Raw genomic sequence first — 22,168 nt, 5'->3', positions numbered from 1 at the left:
TATCATGTTTCTTTAATTGTAGTTGAATTTACAATGATTGTCACGGAAGATTAAAAAAAGTACCAGAGATGAAGTGAATCATCTCTGGTACTCGACTAAAATTAAGCAAAATTAGAATAATTGCTTATATATTAGCTAGCTTTTTCCGCTTGATCGCTAGATGTTTTGATAGCTAAAACGATTAAAATGACATACCAAATAATTTTTAACCAAGGCCAATTACGCATGTTCATTCCTCCTATCTTTATATGTCTTATTATACCTAATTTCATCTTAAATTACATTTAATTTGACTGTTATAAGTCATTAGGTTTATAAGAAGAACCCATGTTTGGTGACGTTACTAATAAAATGTATAATGAAATTGAATTAATGAAGGAGGAGTAATATGAAGATTGAACATATTGGCATGTGGGTTAAAGATATTGAAGAGACACGACAATTTTATGAAACTTATTTTGACGCTTCTGCAAATGATTTATATCACAATGAGAAAAAAGGGTTTAAATCATACTTTTTAACATTCGCAAGTGGGGCACGATTAGAAATTATGCATCGTGATGATATGACTGAAGCAGCAGGGGAATTGTTTGGTTATGCCCATTTAGCAATTAGTGTAGGGGACAAAGATGATGTCGATCAATTTACAAAGCGTTTAACTAATGATGGCTATGACTTATTAGATGGACCAAGAACGACAGGAGATGGCTATTACGAAGCAGTTGTTCTTGATCTAGATGGAAACCGTATCGAACTAACAACAGATTAAATTGCAGTAAGCCTCAAGTGTTCAATAGTTAACACTCGAGGCTTATATTAATGTGCACAAAAAAAGTCGGCTGTAAAGCCGACTAAAAGGCATCCGGTGGTGCCGTTTTCGTATATATATGTTATTGAACCTGCAAGTAATTACAGGTGGGCTCCACACTTGCTTTTTCTGACTTCCAAGTGTAAAAGGCTTGTCATAGAAACAAGATCATAGGATCCCGAGATAAAAAGAAATGTTCGGTCCACACAATATATATACAACGTACACCTCAGAGAACCTTTGTTAAATACATTATAGCACTAATATAATAAATTGCAACAAAATAAGATGTGTTGCCCTGACAAGCTTGTAAAGGGTTACTGACACAGATAGGTATCGTTATTATTGTTTAATTTGCTTATATATTTGAGCGAGAGCTTCTTCATATTTACCTGTAGGATCAGGTTCGAAGTATTGACGACGCTTCAAATTATCAGGTAAATATTGTTGTTCGACATAATGATGCGGGAAATCATGCGGGTATTTATATTCAACACCACGACCTAATTTTTCAGCACCGGAGTAGTGAGCGTCACGAATATGATCGGGCACTTGTCCGACATTACCCGCTGAAATATCTGCCATTGCACTGTTTAAGGCACGATAAGTTGTGTTTGATTTAGGACTTAAAGCTAAATCGGCGACCGCAAAAGCTAATGGGATCCGCGCTTCAGGCAAGCCAACTTTTTCAGCTGCTGTCACAGCCGAAACTGTCCGTGAAGTAGCTCCAGGATTTCCTAAACCAATATCTTCATAAGCAATAATCAATAACCGCCTACAAGCAATAGTTAATTCACCTGCTTCTAATAAAACTGCTAAGTAATACATCGCTGCATCGACATCGCTCCCTCGAATTGATTTTTGAAGGGCAGAGATGGCGTCGTAATGAGCATCTCCATCTTTATCATGCGTCATCCGTTTATGTTGCAGACATTCTTCAGCGACGTCTTGTGTAATTTTAATGACATTATCTTTATCGGGTTTGGTTGATAAGACAGCCAATTCTAGGGCATTTAAGGCAGAGCGAATATCGCCATTGGTCACATGAGAGAAATGATTTAATATATCATCTGGAATCTCTACATTATATTCACCTAAGCCGATGTCATTATCTTCTAGGGCTCTTTGAAGACCTAATTTAATATCTTCGGGAGCCAAAGGTTTTACTTCAAATATTTGTAATCGACTTCGAATCGCCGGATTAATGGTGATGTATGGATTTTCAGTAGTAGCTCCAATGAGTATGACCCGACCATTTTCTAGATAAGGTAGTAAATAGTCTTGCTTCACTTTATTTAAGCGATGAATTTCATCAAGTAACATAATAACAGTTCCCGACATCTTCGCTTCTTCAACGACTACTTCCATGTCTTTTTTAGAATCTGTGGCAGCATTTAAGATCCGAAAAGCATATTTCGTACTACCCGCAATGGCACTGGCGATACTTGTTTTACCTGTACCAGGAGGTCCGTAAAGAATCATCGATGATAGACGTTCTGAAATCACCATCCGTCGTATAATTTTTCCTTCGCCAACAAGATGTTTCTGTCCCAAAACTTCGTCAATATGTTTAGGGCGCATACGGTAAGCTAATGGTTGTTGCATAAGATACTCCTTTCGCAATAAGTTGTATTCATTGTTTATATATGTAAACTAAATAATAATTATCTAATGTATTATATATGATATTTGAATTAATTGATAATTTCTAGATTAAAGTTATTATTTTATATATTGATAAACTTAGATATTGCAGTTATTCAAACTTGTGTTATAATGTTAAAGTTGTATTAATAGACATGTTGAAAGGAGGGTTTAAATGGTTTATTTAGATAATGCTGCGACGACAGCAGTGCGACCAGAAGTTCTGGAAGTGATCCATGATTCATTACTGAATGATTATGGGAATCCATCAAGCACATATCGCCTTGGAAAAAAAGTAAAGCACTCAATGATCCAAGCACGTAAACAGCTCGCAGAGCTATTGAATGTGGACGAATCAGAAGTTTACTTTACAAGTGGTGCGACTGAAGCAAACAATTGGGCAATTCGCTCTCAAGCCGAGAAGTCAAAAGAATTAGGGCAAGGAAATCATATTGTGACTACCGCAATTGAACATCCGTCCGTTACAAACGTAACGAAATATCTTGAGACTCAAGGCTTTGAAGTAACATATATTCAACCGAATGAAAGAGGTGAGATAACAGTCCAGCAGTTCATAGACGTTACAACTGATCAAACAATTGGTTGGATTGCGATGGCAGTTAACAATGAAGTTGGTTCAATTCTGCCCATCTTTGAGTTAGGTGAAGAAGCGAATGAGCGCAATCTATGGTTTCACATTGATTCTGTTCAAGCAGTAGGGCCAATGGCTTATGACTATTCACAGTTGAAATGCACGACCTTTGTTGGTTCTGCCCATAAGTTTAATGGTCCAAAAGGGATTGGCTTCTTAATATATCGTTCTTTCCAAGAACATAACCATCTTGGACCCTTACTTTATGGTGGCGGTCAAGAAAATAAGATGCGATCAGGTACTGAGAATGGCCCTTATATCTTAGGGATGGTAAAAGCACTCGAATTGACTTTCGCTGAGCAAGAAGAAACATATAGTAAATATGAAAAGTTACATCTTTATTTAATTGAGGCGCTGAATGAACGTGATATTGAATTTGAAATTAATGGCGATATGAATAATCGAGTACCATATATCAATAATTTGTGGTTTAATGGTAATATAGCAAGCCAAATGCTAATAAAAATGGATTTAGATGATGTTTATATCTCAGCGGGAAGTGCATGTTCCGCAGGGAGTCTCATTGAGAGTGACATTTTAAAAGCTTATTACCCCGATCAACCAGAACGGTGGAGCCAAAGTTTACGAATTTCATTCGGTTATCAAACTACACGAGAAGACATCGATCAATTTATCCATAGTTTAAAGAAAATATCAGAGGGGAAGATCGATTTATGGCATTCAAAGAAACTGCAGAATTAAAAGGATTCAACCGTACATTTAGTGTGAGCCCAGAGGCACGTCCATACACTTTACGTGATAATGGCTTTACTGACACAAAAAGTGGGAACTTTATTTATAAAAGAGCACTAGACTCTACACATAAACAAGGTCTTGTATTAAAAGTAACTGTTGATAAAGATCTAAAAGGACTTAAAATATCAACAGTGAACGAAAAAGGTCTAACTGCCGTAGATATTTCAAAATTAGATAATAATAGCATGATCGTTGAAAAAGTGAATTTTATCTTTGATGGCTTTGTTGACCGTAATGTATTAAACGAAAAATAAAAACAAAAATAAAAGTTATAGAAAGGAAATGACAATGTCAGATAACAGCAATACTAGAGTTGTCGTAGGAATGAGTGGCGGTGTGGATTCATCCGTCACAGCATTGCTATTAAAAGAACAAGGTTATGATGTAATTGGGTTATTTATGAAGAATTGGGATGACACGGATGAATTCGGAGTCTGTACTGCAACAGAAGACTATAAGGACGTGGCTTTAGTAGCTGAACAGATTGGAATTCCTTACTATTCTGTAAACTTCGAAAAAGAATATTGGGACCGTGTGTTTGAGTACTTCTTATCAGAATACAAAAAAGGACGCACACCTAATCCAGATGTTATGTGTAATAAAGAAGTGAAATTTAAAGCATTCTTAGATTATGCTTTAGATCTAGGTGCAGATTATGTTGCGATGGGGCACTACGCACAGGTGAAACGTGATTTAGATGGAACCGTTCATTTATTACGTGGTGTAGATAATAATAAAGACCAAACATACTTCTTAAACCAATTATCACAAGAACAATTACAAAGAAGTTTATTCCCATTAGGGCATTTACAAAAATCAGAAGTACGTGAAATTGCTGAAAAAGCAGGCTTAGCAACTGCTAAGAAAAAAGATTCTACTGGAGTTTGTTTCATTGGAGAACGTAACTTTAAAGAATTCTTATCAAATTACTTACCGAACAAACCGGGTAGAATGATGACACTTGACGGAGAAGTTAAAGGTGAACATTCAGGTTTAATGTACTATACTATCGGTCAACGCCAAGGTTTAGGAATTGGTGGGGGCGGCGATTCTAACGAGCCATGGTTTGTCATTGGTAAAGATACTGAAACACAAACTTTATATGTTGGTCAAGGATATCATCATGAAAACCTATACTCTGATTACTTAGAAGCATCAGATTTAAGTTTCACTAGTCCTTTACCAGTGGACGGAACATTTGAATGTACAGCAAAATTCAGATACCGTCAACAAGACGTTGAAGTTAAAGTTGAGATCGATGCTGAAGCAGATTTTGCTACAGTTTACTTTAAAGAACCTGTTCGTGCAATTACACCAGGTCAAGCGGTAGTCTTCTATGATGGAGACGAATGTTTAGGTGGCGGAACGATTGATGCTGCATTCTCAAACAGCCAAAAAAGACAATACGTATAAGTAATAGACTGAAGAAGGTCAGAGTGATTCGTCACTCTGACCTTTTTTAATACCATAATATATTCGACTATTAAAGGTTAAGCAGTTTTTATTTTATTCGAAAAGAGTGTTAACAAGAATTTCATCGCCGGCATTCAAATTATTTCGAATCACATGCTCAAAATAATTAAGTGAACACAACCTTTATAAGACAAATAGCAATCAAAGAAGTTCGTGTGAGAACAACTTTGAGTTTTTTTTACTATTCTTTAATTAAAATTCATCTTGATATATATATGATATGGCATATTGGACATACAATTCTGCGCTAACTTTTAAAGATTCCTCGACCACATTTAAACAAGCATGGTAGTGAGGGCAGTCTGAGCCTTTAGAGATGTTGCGTGTTCCGACTGTCGCAAAGGCACTATTAATATAGTTCGTGTACTCACCAAAATCTTTGCCTCCCATTGTTGGTGGAAAGTCTCCGACTGAATCTTCACCGAATGAATTTATCGCAATCGATTGAACTAACTGAGCGCTTTGTGTTTCATTAATTACGGAATCTAATAATCGATGATACTCAAATTTAACTGTACCACCATACATCTCTGCGGCTCTTTCAGCATAGCGCTTCATTTCTGTTTCTACGATATCACGAGTTTTAGCATCAAAGGTTCGTACGGTACCTTCAAGCTTAGCTTTCTCGGCAATGATGTTAAAAGGCTCACCAGCCTCTACTTTACCGACATTTAAAACAGTTGCTTCCATCGGATCAGTCGCTCTAGAGGTAATGGTTTGGATATGTGCAATGTACTGAGACACCATCACTATTGCATCTTTAGTCATACGTTAACTAGAAAAATCTAAAAAATACCTCCAGTTAACCACCAATTCCCTCACAGAATTCCATCTTCCACACCATGATCAGATTTAAAATCATGTACGGATTATGATATGATACATGAGTTAGAAAAATTATAAGGAGGTGAAGTAAATGTCTCAAGGAGAAGAGTTAGTTGTCGGTGTCGTAGAAGCGATTTTTTTTGAGAATCCGTCGAACTTCTATAAAGTTGTCCGCATTAGCGTTGATCAAGATGAAACAGACTTATTGTTAGATGAAGAATTAGTCATTACGGGTATGTTTGCTTCACTTCATCTCGATACGGAATATCAATTTTTTGGAAAATTAACGAATCATCCCAAATATGGAGAACAGTTTGCTGTAACAAGGTATCAACAAAAAGCGCCGACATCTTACGAAGGGCTCGTTGACTATTTATCAAGTAGCCGTTTTAAAGGTATCGGGAAAGTATTAGCGGAACGCATTGTTGATGAATTAGGCCAGGATGCTATCGATACGATTATATCGGACTCGAATGCCTTGAAAGGCGTCACTGGTTTATCAAAAGCAAAAGCCGAAGACTTACGCGAAGGGCTACTACGCCATCAAGGGACTGAGCGTATATTTATGCAATTAAGCGAATGGGGCTTTGGTCCAGCCTTATCAGATAAAATATACCGAGCATATGAAAGCGAAACGATTACTTTAATTAAAGAGAATCCTTATAAATTAATTGAAGATGTTGATGGTATCGGCTTTAATAAAGCAGACCAGTTAGCAGAACAATTAGATTTTGATGCTGAAGATATTAACCGGATTGTCGCAGGGATTTATGTATCCGTATTAGAGTTATCAAATAGCGATGGCGATACATATGTTCCTGAGGAAGTGGCTAAGAAAAATGGACGGAAATTATTAGAGTCGAGTCGAAGATACTTGATTTCTGATGAATTATTGGAGCGAGCAGTAGAATTAGCCGTACAAAACGAACAGTTAATGCGTTTAGTTGATAATCTAATGATACCAAGCTTATATTATGCTGAATTAAACATCGTTAAGAAAATCGATAATTACTTTCAGTATGAACAAATTGAACGCTTTGAAGAAGATGAAATCGATGAGGCGATTGATGAGGTCGTTAAAATCAGTGGAATTAATTATGATGAGAGTCAACGACAAGCTCTGAAAACATCCATTCAATCTCCAATTTCAGTGATAACTGGTGGACCTGGAACTGGGAAAACGACTTTAATTAAAGGGATTATCTTGTTGCATTCAATCTTACATGACTATGATTTAGAACAAGCAACAAAAAAAGTGGATGAAAATCCTGTGTTACTTGCAGCACCTACAGGGCGAGCAGCTAAACGAATGGAGGAAACAACCGGCTTACCAGCCTCTACCATTCATCGATTGATTGGCTTTAATCGTGATTCTCAGGTTGATGAATTTTATGCGGCCGAATTAGATGGTTCACTGCTAATTGTCGATGAAATGTCGATGGTCGATACTTGGTTGATGAATTGGCTTGTCCAAGCAATTCCGTATCATTTACAAGTAGTATTAGTAGGGGATAAGGACCAGTTGCCTTCAGTAGGTCCAGGAAAAGTCTTTAGTGACTTGATTGAATCTGATGTTTTACCCGTACTTCGTTTAGAAAAAATCTACCGTCAAGCACAAAATAGTACCATAATTGATTTGGCACATAAGATTCGACAAGGTTTTTTACCAGAAGATTTCTTAATGAAGCAACACGATCGGTCATTTATTCAAGCTCCGGCACAACAAATTAGTCATGTGTTACAACAAATTATTGTAGCGGCTAAGAAAAAAGGCTTTGATGCGACAAACTTACAAGTACTAGCTCCCATGTATAAAGGACCGGCAGGTATTAACGCTCTCAATACTTTATTACAAGAATTGTTAAATCCACCTAAACCGAGAAAACGGGAAATAAATCATTTTGATTCTGTGTTCAGAGTTGGAGATAAAGTATTGCAACTAGTAAATAATTCGGAAGATGGAGTTTATAACGGAGATATTGGACGCATTGAGGCAATACACTTTAAGAAAGAGACGGCTTCAAAAGTTGAAGAGATCATCGTGTCATTTGATAATGTTGAGCTTATTTATAAGAAATCTGATTTAGATCAACTTACATTAGCGTATTGTACTTCGATTCATAAGGCGCAGGGGAGTGAGTACCCTCTCGTTATACTGCCCTTGGTCGATATGTACTCTCGATTACTTCAAAAGGATATCTTATATACAGCTATTACACGGGCCCAATCTAGCTTAATTATGCTTGGAAATCCTGATAGCTTCTACAAAGCTGTGACAAGTGAAAAAGAACCTCGTAAGACCTTCTTAAGGGAATTATTGATGGTTCAATTTGACAAAGAAGCATCTGAAAATGAGGAAGATGAAACGGAAGAAAACTTCAAAGAAGACGAAGCCAGTCAGCAAAACCCTGAACCAGAATCGATTCAAATGGAATTAGAAGAACAAATTGAAGAACCTTTAGAACTGAAGGAAGCGACAATCAATCAAATTGATCCAATGATTAATATGGACGGTGTCACACCTTATGATTTTATGTCTTCAACATATTAAAATACAAAAGAGAGTCAACGTGCTCGTTCATGAACGAATACGTTGACTCTCTCTTTTTTTATTTAGTCTTTAGCGACTGCTTTTCCTTGTAAGTAAAATGCTTGCATATCTTCTTCAGGAACCATACTACCACCTGTCGCCCAAGCGATATGAGTGGCTTTATCTAGTTTCGATTGAAGGTGATGATTTGCTAAGAAATCTTGACCTGAATCGGTTGTTAGCATGCGAACCACACCTACTACACCAGCTAGGGCAGCAGGTTCAAGTGAAATAGCCTCTAAATCAATCATTTTGCCTAGAAGGCGCATTGATTCGTCCTCTGTAAGGGTGTAGCCAGCATCGAAGTAATATTGAATGATGCGTGAAATAAGACCAGATGTGCGTGGCACAGCTAAACCATCCATAATTGTACGAGATTCTATCCCGAAATCATCTACTGTGACACCGTCAAATTCTTTTGTAGCTAAGCCTAAAAGCATTGAAGGCATCTGAGTTGGTTCAGCAAAGATACAATGAACATGGTCACCATAAATTTGTTTTAAACCAAAACTAATTCCACCCGGACTTCCACCGATACCACAAGGTAAGTAGACAAATAAAGGATGTTCAGCATCAACTTTGATGTTGGCTTCTTCTAATTGTCTTGCTAAACGATTGGCAGCAACTGTATAACCGAAAAACAATTCAATCGAATGCTCATCATCAACAAAGTAAGACGTTGGATCGCTTAAAGATTCCGCTCTTCCTTGGTTAACAGCTTCCGTAAAATTTGTTTGATGCTCAACGACATTTACTCCTCTTGAACGCAATAAATCTTTTTTCCATTGTTTCGCTTCAGTTGACATATGAACTGTGACATTAAAGCCTAATTTAGCTCCCATCACGCCAACACTAATGCCTAAATTACCAGTTGTTCCAACCATGATTTTATGTTGAGCGAAGAATTCATTGAATTCGTCGTTTAAGAATTTTTCATAATTATCTTCAATTGATTCAAGTAAACCATTTTCTAAAGCAAGTGTTTCAGCATGTTTTAATACTTCGTAGATTGCACCCCGAGCTTTGATTGTTCCAGCAATGGGTAGGGTATCATCACGTTTTAATAAAAGTTTTCCAGAAATTGTTGTTTGATATGTATCTTCTAGATATTCTTTCATTGTATTAATTTCAGTAAATTCAGATTCAATTAAGCCATCATTGACAGCTGATTCAGGGAAAGCCTTGATAATAAAAGGTGCAAAGCGTTTTAACCTTTCCTCTGCATCATCGACATCATTTTTTGAATAAGGAACTTTCTCGGTTGCTTCATCAAACGATATTTTTAAATTATTCTCCCAAAAAACCGGTTGGGCTAATTGGATTTTTTTGAATAAATCAGTTTCTAAGTATTCTTTATGTAAAATTTCATTCATAACTTTAAAACGCAACTCCTTCTAATTAGGTAAATAAAATGGATAAGTTGATAAAGCCAAATCAATGTTTACTGGCTTTTTAGGTATGTCTTCTCCATCAACCTGACCTCTAATCGGATCAGTGATTTTTAACTGTAATTTTTGACCCGTATATCGATCTATATTATCAGATTCGTTTGTTTTTTTGTAATTAACACTTTTATTAATAAATCGAAAATTACCGATAATTTTATATCGCGGTAGATGACAAGGGCAATTTCATTATTTTTTGGTCTTGTTAATTGGTCTATATTAATTCCACCACCTAAAGTAGGGGAATTTAATATTCCAGCTAAACTTACATCATCATAGTGAAACTGATGATTATCAATACTTCCCGATACGGCAAAATGACGCACGCTATTTAAACTAAGCAGTACAGCCAATAAGTACGAAAGTTTTCCAAGACCCATTTTTGATAAAAAAGAATTTTTAATAAGATTTTGAGCTCGAAAATTGACCTCAGCATCGAAGCCAAAGCCCATATTATTTAAGACGACACCTTGTCGTTTAGTAATGTGGTTATTGTAAGTGAATATTGGAATTGAAACGGGCTTTTCTGAGAATAACATTATTTCAATGATACCTCTGACAGATAAGCCATTTTGCCAGCTTCGATAAAAATCATTTCCAGTTCCAGCAGGAACATAAGTAACTGGGATATCAGCTTGGTTCTTGTGTAAAGTTTGAACCACTTCATGTAATGTACCATCCCCACCAACAACCACTAAATAATCCAGATATTTTTTGTGACCACGGTTAACTAGCTGTTCAGTCAAAACTTCAGCATGGGTCGAATAGTCAGTTAAGTAAGTAATGTATTCCATTTGGAAACTGTCCAATTCACTATGAACTTTTTTTAAGATGGTGTTTCCATCTCCGCTACCCGCTTCAGGATGACATATTATATGTACGCGATTTGTCATAAAGCACCTCGTAATTTCTTTATCAATTTGAGTTTAAACACTAAGACCAATTATACTCAAATTTATATATTTAATAAAGAATTACTTCTATTGTTATATTTTGTTAAGGATTTGACAATAGGTTTTTAATAAGAGTTAAATGAAAAAAGTGATTCTATTCTCATAGTTTCTCATAAAATATGATACAATATAGCGGACTAAATATTGAAAAATTAAGGAGTGTATATATGTCTTACAAAATGCTTGTTTTGGATATTGATGATACTTTATTAAATAGTAATCACGAAATTAGTTCGGTGACTAAAGAAAGATTAATACAATTCCAAGAGGATGGCTTTATCTTGGTGTTAGCAACTGGACGCCCAACGAAATCAGCGGTTCAAAAAGCCGAAGAATTATTGCTGGATCACCATAAATCACATACGATTTCTTTTAACGGAGCTGTCGTTACAAGTATGGAGAATGCGCAAGAGCTATTTAGCCAACGAATGAACTTCGACGAACAAAAAGAATTGGTTCAATATATTCATGATACAGGCTTAGCATTAATTGCTTATGGTGATAATGAAGTTTATCTAAGTCGTGAGAATGATTACAGTCATGTTGAAGGTGAATTAACTGGGCTAGAAACAATTTATGACAGTGACTATGCGAATAACTTAGAATCAGAAGAATTAAAATTTATCGCGGTTGGTGATCCAGAGATTGTCGCAAAACATAATGAAGAACTCCAAGGAAAATTTGGTAAAGCAACAAATGCAGCGACGTCAAAAGACTACTTCCTAGAATTTATGCACCGAGATGTTTCTAAAGGCCTGAGTTTACAAAGGCTATGTGATCATATCGGTATAGATATCAGTGAAGTTGTGGCGGTTGGTGATGGGAATAATGATGCGCCAATGATCGAAGTAGCAGGAGTAGGTGTCGCGATGGGGAATGCTTCTGATTATCTGAAAGGCATTGCAGATGATGTGACGGGAACAAATGATGAAGATGGTGTTGTTCAAGTTCTAGACAAATATTTTTATTAAGAATGAATCTATACTGGCTATTTATAGTTGACATTAAACAGGCTAATTATGTATAATATTAATGATTTGAGACCATATCAGACTTAATAACAGAGACGTTTCAGTAGGTGAAAGAAACGACAAGAATGATGCTCCTCATGTATAACTAAGTGAAAATTTAGCGTAAGTCGGCGTTAACGGCAATTGAGATATAAGAACTTGAGTTGTTATAAGCGAGGTGGTACCGCGATTTTCGCCCTTGCATATAACGGCTCTTTTATTATTTTAAAGGGGTGTTTGGATGAAACAATTAACAAGTGCAGAAATTAGAGATTTATTTTTAACATTTTATAAAGGTAAAGGTCATGACATCCGTCCGAGTGCATCGCTAATACCAATTAATGATCCAACTTTACTATGGATTAACTCAGGTGTTGCAACGCTTAAGAAATATTTTGATGGAACGGAAACGCCAGAAAATCCGAGAATTACAAATTCACAAAAGAGTATTCGTACAAATGACATTGAAAACGTAGGTGTCACAGCAAGACATCATACTTTATTTGAGATGTTAGGAAACTTTTCAATCGGAGATTATTTCAAAGAAGAAGCGATTGAATGGGCTTGGGAATTCTTAACTGGGGAAAAATGGTTAGGATTCGATCCAGAAAAATTATTTGTCACTTATTATCCAGAGGACACTGAAACAAAAGAGTTATGGGAGGCTATTCCAAACTTTGATAACTCACACCTAGTACCAGTTGAAGATAACTTTTGGGATATTGGTGCTGGACCTTGTGGGCCGGACACAGAAATTTTCTATGACCGCGGTGAATCGTATAATAATCTTGCCGAAGATGATCCAGAAAACTATCCTGGTGGGGAAAATGAGCGTTGGCTAGAAATTTGGAACTTAGTGTTTTCTGAATTTAACCATATGCCAGATGATACTTATGTACCTCTTCCACATAAAAACGTCGATACAGGGATGGGCTTAGAGCGTTTAGTATCAGTTATTCAAGATACACCAACGAACTTTGAAACGGATTTATTTATGCCAATTATTGAAAAAATTGAAACGCTAACGGATGGCATTAAATATAGCAAAAGTAATGAAGGGAAAGTCAGCTTCAAAGTTATTGCTGACCATATTCGTGCCGTTGCATTTGCGATTAGTGATGGTGCTTTACCATCGAATGAAGGTCGTGGATATATTATTCGTCGTTTAATCCGTCGAAGTGTAATGCATGGTCGTCGTTTGGGAATTACAACTTTATTCTTAAGTGATTTAGTTCCAACAATCACTGAAATCATGGGTGACTACTACGCTGAACTTAATGAGAAATTAGATTTCGTTCAATCAATTATTAAAAACGAAGAAGAACGATTCCATGAAACAATTGGCGATGGAGAGTTGCAATTAGAAAACATCTTGGCCCAATTAAAAGAGGAAGGAAAGACCGTTGTATCTGGAGAGCAAGCTTTCCAATTATACGACACATTTGGATTCCCATTAGAATTAACTGAAGAGATGGCATTAGAAAACAACTTTACTGTAGATAATGACGGCTTCGAAGTTGAGATGGAAAAACAACGTGAGCGTGCGAGAGCTGCAAGATCGAATGAAGAAAGTATGTCAGTACAATCAGAAGCATTACAAGCTGTCACATCTGAATTTGAGTTCGTCGGACACAGCCAATTATCAAGCAATGCGACAATTAAAGCGATCATTAAAGATGAAGAGAGTTTAGACCATCTTCCAATTAATGAAGAAGCGTGGGTATTCTTCAATCGCAGTCCATTCTATGCTGAAATGGGTGGTCAAGTAGCGGATTCAGGTGGAATTTACGACGGTAGTGAATTAATCGCAGAAGTTAATGATGTCCAAAAAGCACCTAACGGCCAATATATGCATAAAGTAAAACCGTTAAGCATGCGTCTAAACGAAGGTCAATCATATACGCTAGTCGTAAATGGGAAAACTCGCCTGAAGACAAACCAAAATCATACAGCAACTCACTTATTACACCAAGGTCTTAAGACAATCTTAGGTGAGCATGCGAATCAATCAGGTTCTTATGTTGGGCCAGATCGCTTACGCTTTGACTTCTCGCACTTTGGTAAAGTGACAGACGAAGAGTTAAAACAGATTGAACAATATGTAAATGACTTTATTCAAAATGCGGTGAACGTTGATATTAACGAAATGCCAATTGATGAAGCGAAAGCATTAGGCGCAATGGCATTGTTCGGTGAGAAATATGGTGATATCGTTCGTGTTGTAAACATTGGGAATGAGTCGATTGAACTTTGTGGGGGAACACACGTATCGAATACTAATGATATTGGTACCTTCAAATTAGTGAGTGAGTCAGGGATTGGTGCGGGAATTCGCCGAATCGAAGCTCTTACAGGGCAAGCTGCGATTGAATATTATCAAGAGAAAGAAGCAATATTACAAGCTGTTCAAGCTGAATTAAAAGTCCAACAAACGCAACAGCTTCTACCTCGTATTCACCAATTACAAGAAGAATTGAAAGAAGCGCACTCTAAAGTTGAATCTCTATCTGCAAAATTATTACAAGAAGAGTCTGGTAATTTATTCAATGAGACTGAAGAAGTTGAAGGCATCACTTTTGTAAGTGTCGTTCAAGAAAATCAATCAACAGATGGCTTACGTCAATTAGGAGATGTTTGGCGTGAAAAACAGGCATCAAATATCCTAGTAGCCGTATCTAACCAAGATGATAAAGCGACTTTATTAGTCTTTGTTGATGATGAAACTGTCGCAAAAGGAACAAAAGCGGGAGATATTATTAAACCATTAGCTAAATTAATTGGCGGTGGCGGTGGTGGACGACCACAAATGGCTCAAGCTGGAGGGAAAAAACCTGCAGGAATTCAAGATATGATTAATGCAATCCCTGAGGCAATAAAAGCAACAATTAAAGAAGCATAAGTTTATTTGAGAGAGGACAGACAGATTGGATTGAATAAACCGCTTCCAACTCTATCTGTTCTTTCATTGTGCTTTTTAGCATTGATTGTGACAATTCCATTACAAATTATAGCTTGCGAAGGAATTTACTAAGTAATTATACGCAAAGTATGTTAGAATGTTGTTAACTCGAAGTACATCGCAAAAGATCTAAAATCGATGGCTTTACAGATATGAAAGGTTTGGTGAAAGCGATGCAATCATTAGATGAAACAATACTATTCAAACTGGACGATATTAATAAACGCACAGTAAGAGAAACATTGGAGATAGTCTATAGCGCACTTGAAGAAAAAGGGTATGATCCAATTAATCAAATAGTTGGTTATTTACTTTCAGGAGATCCTGCATATATCCCTCGTCACCGCGATGCACGTAACTTAATACGTCGTCATGAACGAGATGAAATTCTGGAGAAGTTAGTAGAATTCTATCTAACACAAGAAGAGAGTTAATGAGCAAATATCAAAGAGTTATGGGTCTAGATGTTGGTTCAAAGACAGTCGGAGTCGCACTCAGTGATTTACTTGGCTGGACTGCCCAAGGGTTAGAGACGATTAGAATTGATGAAGATGCGAACGAATTTGGGATTGAACGTCTGAGTGAAATTATAAAATCAGAGAATGTCAATACAGTTGTCATTGGATTTCCAAAGAATATGAATAACTCCATTGGTCCAAGAGCAGAGGCTTCCATGAGATATGGTGATCTTATTAAAGAGCATCATCCAGACGTAGAGGTCGTGTATCAAGATGAGCGATTAACAACTTCTCAAGCAGAAAAGATGTTAATTAACGAGGGGAATGTTTCCCGTAAGAAACGCAAAAAAGTTATCGATAAAGTCGCAGCTGTCATCATTTTACAAAACTATTTAGATTCAAAACCACAACTATGATTTAAGGAGATTACTTAATATGGAAAACGAACACAATCATGAACACCACAACGAACATGAATATATTACAATCTTTGACGAAGAGGGAAATGAAACGCTACACGAAATTTTGTTTACTTTTGATTCAGAAGATTTCCAAAAAAGCTATGTTTTAGTTTATCCAGCTGGAACAAATGAAGAAGAAGATGTTGAATTACAAGCATTTTCATACACTGAAGCTGAAGATGGAACAACAGGAGCGTTACAACCTATCCAAACTGAAGAAGAATGGGACATGGTTGAGGAAGTACTTAATACATTCTTGTTAGATGAAGATGAGTAGTTTAAGATAACAGAATGATTTACAATACGTCACACTTTTACCTATCGGTAGATGTGTGATGTTTTTGTAATAGAAGTATTATGGTAATAGTACTACTTCTCTGTTATAATCTTTCAGTAAAAAGTTCTACATAAAGGAGAAACTATGTCAAAAGAATCTTGGGAAGATATTAAACAACGTGCCAAGGAAACCGAGACCGAACGAGTGAAAGAGCGATTGTGGACCAACCGAATCGTTCGCATTATTATCTTACTAATTATATTAATTGTAGTGGGTACGGCTATATTTGGTTATTTCTATGTAACGAAAGCATTGAGTCCTGTTAATTCGAATAATGATCAACTAGTAGAAGTGACGATACCCTTTGATAGTACTTCAGATGATGTTGCGAATATACTTGAAGAGAATGAGATTGTCCGTCATGCGGATATCTTTGGAATTTATATGAAGGCCAATAATGAAGAAGCACTTCAAGCGGGTCATTATCAATTTTCACCATCGATGGATGCACAACAAGTTCTAACAACACTTCAAGCGGGTGGGGAACCAATCTTTGTTGATGCAGATACAACCATCACAGTGATTGAAGGGGCAACTATTGACGAAATTACTACCCTGGTTAACAAGAATACAGCGATTACAGAAGAAGAGTTTATGGATACTGTTCAAGATGAGGAATTCATAACAAATCTTCAAAGCCAATTCCCATCACTTTTAGAAGAAGTGACGCAATTAGAAGGCTTAAAATATACTTTAGAGGGTTACTTATTCCCAGCAACTTATGATTACTTTGCTGGAATGACGGCGCAAGAATTAATTACAGAAATGGTCAGTGCCGCGAATTTAAATTATCAACGATTAGTGGATGATTTAACGAATACGTACCTTTCTTATCATGAAGTATTATCACTTGCCTCAATTATTGAACGCGAAGCAATTACAGAAGAAGATCGTGGTCTTGTTTCAGGTGTGTTCTATAATCGTCTAGAAGTAGGTATGCCACTTCAATCGGATGTAACGGTCTTATATGCATTAGGTGAGCATCGAGAATTTGTAACTTATACAGATTTAGAAGTAGATTCGCCGTATAACTTATACATGTATGACGGATTAACACCTGGTCCGATTGGAACACCGAGTTACCAAGCGATTGTTGCTGCAATCTATCCTACATGGAATGATTATTATTACTTCGTGGCTGATATCGATACGCAGGAAATATATTATTCAAGCACAATTGAAGAACACGACGCGTTAGTTGAAGAATTTGTAAATAGTCGACAAGCTTCCATTGAAGCAGAAGCTGGCGAAGATGAAACTACAACAGATGAGGAAGCTGAGGAAATTGTTGACGAATCGGTTGAGTAAGATTGATACTCAATTTTACAGTTATTATTAAACATAGAAAGCGAGATTGTTTATGGGGACGAAACCAGTAGTAATTGGCGTTTCCGGTGGTTCAGGAAGTGGAAAATCGAGTGTAAGTAGTCGAATATTAGAAACTTTCGAAGGACTATCAGTAATGTTGTTACAACAAGATTATTATTATAAAAATCAAAGTGACCTTCCACTAGAAGAGAGATTGAAGACAAATTATGATCATCCATTAGCGTTTGATAATGATTTATTTTACAATCATCTGGTGACATTAATTGAAGGTGGTTCAATTGAGAAACCAATTTATGATTTTACAAATCATACACGAAGTAATGAAACGGAATATGAAGTTTCCCGTGATGTTATTATCGTTGAAGGGATTTTAATATTAGATGATAAACGCATCCGAGACTTAATGGATATTAAAGTGTATGTAGATACTGACGACGACATTCGCTTAGCTAGACGAATACTTCGTGATATTAATGAACGAGGTAGAACGGTTGAGTCAGTGATTAAACAATACGTAGAGGTCGTGAAACCGATGTTCCACCAATTCATCGAACCTACGAAACGTTATGCTGATATCATCGTACCAGAAGGTGGCTACAATCAAGTTGCGATTGACTTATTAACAACGAAGATTGCAACAATCTTGAATCAAAAATAATTACATAAACGATCGTGATTAGCGGTAAACTACGATTGTTTATTATTCTTTTATATAAAAAATAAAAATTTAGATTGAAAAATAGTAAATAACGTGCTATCTTATTTCTATCGTTTCAAGAAGGAGAGAATAACATGGATCAAAAAGTCTATCCAATGACTTTATCAGGTAAAGAAAAATTAGAACAAGAATTAGAAGATTTAAAAGTCAATAAACGTAAAGAAATTATTGAACGTATTAAAATCGCAAGAAGTTTTGGGGATTTATCAGAGAACTCTGAGTATGAATCAGCTAAAGATGAGCAAGCTTTTGTGGAAGGTCGTATTTCAAGTATTGAAAATATGATTCGTTTCGCAGAAATTATTGATGATAAAGACGTTGCTAAAGATGAAGTTTCATTAGGTCGTAAAGTTACTTTTGTTGAAGTACCAGATGGCGACGAAGAAACGTATACAATTGTTGGTAGTGCAGAAGCTGACCCATTAGAATATAAAATTTCTAATGACTCACCGATTGCCCAAGCAATTTTAGGTAAAAAATTAAATGATGTTGTTTCGATTCAAACGCCAGGCGGATCTTTTGATGTTAAAATCATCAAAATTGAAGCAGCTGATGAATAGTCTTGAATAGTTAAGTATTAATAAGTCTGTCTTTTTATAAGGCAGACTTATTTTTTATCGGAAAATAGGAAGCGATATTCATTTTCTACTTCAGAATCTGTTATACTAATTTTATGGAACAGAGGTGTTATATGCAAAATTTTTTAAGACAAAACATTTTTATTGTATTTGCGGTTAGTCTGGTGCTTATATTATTTGACATCTTTTTAGACTGGAAAATTATAGGTCTTATCGGAGTATCTTTTATACTATTTATCGTCGGATTATTTATTGGAAATCGTATCCTTCGTTTAATAATTTTTGTCGCAGCTTTATTTTTACTTATCTTAAGTTTGCTTATGATTCAATCAGTTTGGGTATTATTATTAGTGATCATCTTGTTTTTAATTTTATTCAGAAGTAAAGATGGCAATGAGTTAATTCATTTTAAAAATGCGTTAATCTTACCTAAGAAGTCTGAAAGTAATTACTTAGGGGTAAAACTGATTGAACCCCAAAGTGAACAGCGAACGATTCTGGATCAAGAATCGATTTTTGATTCATACAGAGAGAAGAAAGTTGAATTTGAATGGGATGATGTGAATATTGTTCTGTTCGGAGGTAATCATATCTTGGATTTTGGTAATACAATCTTACCTCAAGGAGAGACGACGATTATCATCAGAAAGTTGTTCGGTCGAACGCGATTAATTATTCCTAATGATATTGGTGTGAAGTTAAATATCAGTACAATTTCAGGAGGGGTCGTATTTGAATCCCAACGTTATTCATTGACAGCTGATAATTTCCGTTGGATGAGTCCAGATTATGGGGACTCAAATCGAAAAGTGAATGTCATTGTATCAGTGACATTTGGAGATCTTGAGGTGATTATTTTATGAATTTTCGTTTATGGACTCATTTATTCATCTTTCAATTCGTTAGTTTTTCAGCCATTGTCGTCATTATTTTTGGAATTCTAATTTTTGAATTAAATGTGATGACACTGTCAGAGGTGTTTACCGTTGAGTTTTTTAATATTCCAGTGTATTTGATTATTATCGCTTTTATCTTAACTTTGAGTATCGTGTTAGCAATTATACTAACAGTTGCTCTGAGTTCACCTTTTGAACAAATTAGAGCACGAATTAATTGGTTACTATTAGGAAAGTATCAAAATGAAATATTCCGCAAAGAATTACAAGGCGGAAATTGGTTTGATGCTTCAAGACAAACGGCGAAAGATATCAATCGACTACGGGATAAGATTGTTGATCTTTCGGCTGATCTTCAAGAATATACGGCAGCGCCAGTGTTTGTAGGTGAAGATACTAAAGAAGAAATTATTGAGAATGAACGTAATCGGATTGCACGTGAGTTGCATGATTCTGTCAGTCAGCAATTATTCGCTGCGACGATGATGATTTCAGCTATTAGTGAAGTTGCTGAGAGAGAAGAGTTGTCGGTAACAAACTCTGTAAAAAAAGTTGAAGAGATTATTGGAAACTCCCAAACTGAGATGCGGGCTTTACTCCTTCACTTAAGACCGATTGACTTAATGGATCAACGTCTCGATCAAGGTATTAAACACTTATTAGAAGAATTAGATACTAAGATCCCGATGGAAATTCATTGGAATCTTGCACCCGTAAAAGTTGATAGTGGGATTGAAGATCACTTATTCCGAATCGTACAAGAAGCTATATCTAATACGATGCGGCATGCGAAAGCGAATAAAGTTGAAATTTATTTAACTCAAGATAAACATTCAATTCAATTAAAAATTATTGATGATGGGCAAGGGTTTGATGTGAGCACAGCTAAACAAAAAGGTAATTACGGGCTTCGTAATATGGAAGAGCGTGTGAAGAGTTTAGGCGGAATATTGAATATAATTAGTTCAATTGGTAAAGGAACATCCATCGATATTCAAATTCCCATTTCGAGAAGAGAGGTAAATGTATGATTAAAGTATTACTAGTCGATGATCATGAAATGGTACGTTTAGGGGTGTCATCCTACTTGGATGTCCAACCCGACATCGAAGTGATCGGTGAGGCTGAAAATGGTCTTATGGGTTATCACAAAGCATTAGAAGATAAACCAGACATCATCTTGATGGATTTGGTGATGGAAGTCATGGATGGAGTAGAAGCGACTCAAAAAATTATGGAAGAGTGGCCAGAAGCCAAAATTATTATTGTGACATCTTTCATCGATGACGAAAAAGTCTATCCTGCGATTGAAGCCGGCGCTAAGAGTTATTTATTAAAAACATCTTCTGCCAGTGAAATTGCGGATGCTATCCGTGCGACTTACGAAGGCGACACGGTGATGGGACCTGAAGTAACAAGTAAGTTGTTAGAATATGAAGATAAATCCAGACAAAAACAAGCACACGATGATTTAACCAATCGTGAATTAGAAGTATTATTATTAGTTTCAAAAGGGTATACCAATCAAGAAATTGCAGATGAGCTATTCATCACGCTAAAAACAGTAAAAACACATGTTTCGAATATCTTATCTAAACTTGAAGTAAATGACCGCACACAAGCAACTATCTATGCTTATCAGCATGAACTCGTATAAGCAATTCAATTTATTCAAGCAGAATACTGGTTATTATAATAAAAATCATTTATACTCAAAGCGTAGTGATAATAAAAGGAGGAAGTGGCTAATTATGCCACGCACATATATATGGAATTAATTGTTGAAGATAAAGCAGTCAAATGGTTTGAAGAAGAAGTTGGAAGAGCTGAAGGTGCAGGAATTCGCTTTAAAACTATGATCTACGGAAGTAGTCCAGTACAAGATTCATTCGCATTACAAGTTGAACCTACAGAGCCGCATTCTCCAATTGTTACATTTACTTCTGATAATGGCTTATTATTCTTTATTGAAAAAGACGATGAGTGGTTCTTTAAAGAACATGACTTAATAGTTTCTTTTAATGATGAATTACATGAACCAAAATATATTTACCGTAAAGACGGTGTGGATTTAAATTAGGTGCAAACTATTAAATAAAATTTATAGCTATTGTTAGCAACAAAATTGCTAATGGTAGCTATTTTGTTGTTGCATGTGCGCCCGGCATGGGCGATAACTTGGTGGTGAAAGTCCACTACAGACTTGGCAGTAGGAACTGTTAGCTAAAGGCAAGGGTGTCCACCGTGAGGTGGAATCTGAAGGAAGCCGGAGGCAA

21 protein-coding genes and 1 other RNA gene are annotated in these 22,168 nt (G+C 36.1%); 17 read left to right on the top strand and 5 right to left on the bottom strand.

All coding sequences use genetic code 11. The features are described 5' to 3' along the window. Positions 1 to 388 precede the first annotated feature (388 nt). Positions 389 to 769 (top strand): VOC family protein, encoded by a 381-nt coding sequence (locus tag ACEN33_RS06110; protein ID WP_138404632.1) that lies wholly within the window; start codon positions 389 to 391, stop codon positions 767 to 769. Positions 770 to 855: 86 nt separating this feature from the next. Here the strand turns inward: ACEN33_RS06110 and ssrS are convergent. Then, positions 856 to 1,047: non-coding RNA, 6S RNA (ssrS, locus tag ACEN33_RS06105), on the bottom strand. 103 nt (positions 1,048 to 1,150) lie between these two features. Further along, complete coding sequence (locus ACEN33_RS06100) at positions 1,151 to 2,413, bottom strand: replication-associated recombination protein A (RefSeq protein ID WP_407094745.1); 1,263 nt, start codon at positions 2,411 to 2,413, stop codon at positions 1,151 to 1,153. Between the two features lie 214 nt (positions 2,414 to 2,627). Here ACEN33_RS06100 and ACEN33_RS06095 point away from each other — a divergent pair, with 214 nt between their 5' ends. The 3 genes from ACEN33_RS06095 to mnmA are packed head-to-tail and all read left to right on the top strand — an operon-like array spanning position 2,628 to position 5,273. Continuing rightward, the gene (locus ACEN33_RS06095) at positions 2,628 to 3,806 is read left to right on the top strand and encodes a cysteine desulfurase family protein (RefSeq protein ID WP_407090281.1); all 1,179 of its coding nucleotides are present in this window, start codon (positions 2,628 to 2,630) and stop codon (positions 3,804 to 3,806) included. Next, positions 3,779 to 4,114 (top strand): cysteine desulfurase, encoded by a 336-nt coding sequence (locus ACEN33_RS06090; protein ID WP_407090282.1) that lies wholly within the window; start codon positions 3,779 to 3,781, stop codon positions 4,112 to 4,114. Before ACEN33_RS06095 ends, ACEN33_RS06090 begins: the two co-directional genes overlap by 28 nt. 34 nt (positions 4,115 to 4,148) lie before the next feature. Next, positions 4,149 to 5,273, top strand: a complete 1,125-nt coding sequence (gene mnmA / locus ACEN33_RS06085; protein ID WP_407094744.1) for a tRNA 2-thiouridine(34) synthase MnmA — start codon at positions 4,149 to 4,151, stop codon at positions 5,271 to 5,273. Between the two features lie 252 nt (positions 5,274 to 5,525). On the opposite strand, the gene ACEN33_RS06080 is transcribed toward mnmA, so the two are convergent. Beyond that, positions 5,526 to 6,101, bottom strand: coding sequence for a peptidase dimerization domain-containing protein (locus ACEN33_RS06080; protein WP_407090284.1), 576 nt, complete (start codon positions 6,099 to 6,101; stop codon positions 5,526 to 5,528). 148 nt (positions 6,102 to 6,249) lie between these two features. Between ACEN33_RS06080 and ACEN33_RS06075 the strand changes: the two genes are divergently transcribed. Further along, positions 6,250 to 8,709: an ATP-dependent RecD-like DNA helicase gene (locus ACEN33_RS06075; protein WP_407093690.1), complete on the top strand. Its 2,460-nt coding sequence runs from the start codon at positions 6,250 to 6,252 to the stop codon at positions 8,707 to 8,709. Between the two features lie 62 nt (positions 8,710 to 8,771). On the opposite strand, the gene ACEN33_RS06070 is transcribed toward ACEN33_RS06075, so the two are convergent. Then, complete coding sequence (locus ACEN33_RS06070; RefSeq protein ID WP_407090286.1) at positions 8,772 to 10,121, bottom strand: D-serine ammonia-lyase; 1,350 nt, start codon at positions 10,119 to 10,121, stop codon at positions 8,772 to 8,774. A 158-nt stretch (positions 10,122 to 10,279) separates the two neighbouring features. Continuing rightward, on the bottom strand, positions 10,280 to 11,086 hold the full coding sequence (locus tag ACEN33_RS06065; RefSeq protein WP_407090287.1) for a diacylglycerol/lipid kinase family protein: 807 nt from the start codon (positions 11,084 to 11,086) through the stop codon (positions 10,280 to 10,282). Between the two features lie 227 nt (positions 11,087 to 11,313). Between ACEN33_RS06065 and ACEN33_RS06060 the strand changes: the two genes are divergently transcribed. The 12 genes from ACEN33_RS06060 (at position 11,314) to ACEN33_RS06005 (ending at position 21,972) form a co-directional block, all read left to right on the top strand. After that, on the top strand, positions 11,314 to 12,117 hold the full coding sequence (locus ACEN33_RS06060) for a Cof-type HAD-IIB family hydrolase (protein WP_407090288.1): 804 nt from the start codon (positions 11,314 to 11,316) through the stop codon (positions 12,115 to 12,117). 280 nt (positions 12,118 to 12,397) lie between these two features. Further along, positions 12,398 to 15,055 carry an alanine--tRNA ligase gene (gene alaS / locus ACEN33_RS06055; RefSeq protein ID WP_407090289.1) on the top strand — a complete coding sequence of 886 codons (2,658 nt, stop codon included), beginning with the start codon at positions 12,398 to 12,400 and terminating at the stop codon, positions 15,053 to 15,055. Between the two features lie 233 nt (positions 15,056 to 15,288). Further along, entirely contained in the window at positions 15,289 to 15,549 is a 261-nt protein-coding gene (locus ACEN33_RS06050; protein ID WP_338489244.1) for an IreB family regulatory phosphoprotein, read from the top strand. After that, entirely contained in the window at positions 15,549 to 15,989 is a 441-nt protein-coding gene (gene ruvX / locus ACEN33_RS06045; protein WP_407090290.1) for a Holliday junction resolvase RuvX, read from the top strand. Before ACEN33_RS06050 ends, ruvX begins: the two co-directional genes overlap by 1 nt. Before the next feature lie 19 nt (positions 15,990 to 16,008). Further along, on the top strand, positions 16,009 to 16,311 hold the full coding sequence (locus ACEN33_RS06040) for a DUF1292 domain-containing protein (protein WP_218930794.1): 303 nt from the start codon (positions 16,009 to 16,011) through the stop codon (positions 16,309 to 16,311). 144 nt (positions 16,312 to 16,455) lie between these two features. Next, positions 16,456 to 17,679, top strand: coding sequence for an endolytic transglycosylase MltG (mltG, locus tag ACEN33_RS06035; protein WP_407090291.1), 1,224 nt, complete (start codon positions 16,456 to 16,458; stop codon positions 17,677 to 17,679). A gap of 52 nt (positions 17,680 to 17,731) precedes the next feature. Next, on the top strand, positions 17,732 to 18,358 hold the full coding sequence (gene udk, locus ACEN33_RS06030; protein ID WP_407090292.1) for a uridine kinase: 627 nt from the start codon (positions 17,732 to 17,734) through the stop codon (positions 18,356 to 18,358). 134 nt (positions 18,359 to 18,492) lie between these two features. Then, complete coding sequence (gene greA, locus ACEN33_RS06025) at positions 18,493 to 18,978, top strand: transcription elongation factor GreA (protein WP_138404648.1); 486 nt, start codon at positions 18,493 to 18,495, stop codon at positions 18,976 to 18,978. A 131-nt stretch (positions 18,979 to 19,109) separates the two neighbouring features. Continuing rightward, complete coding sequence (liaF, locus tag ACEN33_RS06020; RefSeq protein ID WP_407093691.1) at positions 19,110 to 19,859, top strand: cell wall-active antibiotics response protein LiaF; 750 nt, start codon at positions 19,110 to 19,112, stop codon at positions 19,857 to 19,859. Then, entirely contained in the window at positions 19,856 to 20,923 is a 1,068-nt protein-coding gene (locus ACEN33_RS06015; protein ID WP_407094743.1) for a sensor histidine kinase, read from the top strand. Before liaF ends, ACEN33_RS06015 begins: the two co-directional genes overlap by 4 nt. After that, the gene (locus ACEN33_RS06010) at positions 20,920 to 21,549 is read left to right on the top strand and encodes a response regulator transcription factor (protein ID WP_138404651.1); all 630 of its coding nucleotides are present in this window, start codon (positions 20,920 to 20,922) and stop codon (positions 21,547 to 21,549) included. Before ACEN33_RS06015 ends, ACEN33_RS06010 begins: the two co-directional genes overlap by 4 nt. Before the next feature lie 84 nt (positions 21,550 to 21,633). Then, positions 21,634 to 21,972, top strand: coding sequence for a HesB/YadR/YfhF family protein (locus tag ACEN33_RS06005; protein WP_407090941.1), 339 nt, complete (start codon positions 21,634 to 21,636; stop codon positions 21,970 to 21,972). The last annotated feature ends 196 nt before the right edge of the window (positions 21,973 to 22,168 follow it).

This window comes from Ruoffia sp. FAM 24228 (assembly GCF_045528575.1).
Classification (GTDB): domain Bacteria; phylum Bacillota; class Bacilli; order Lactobacillales; family Aerococcaceae; genus Ruoffia; species Ruoffia halotolerans.
Note: the sequence above shows the minus strand (reverse complement) of the source record. Positions and strands in the feature narration are given on the sequence as shown.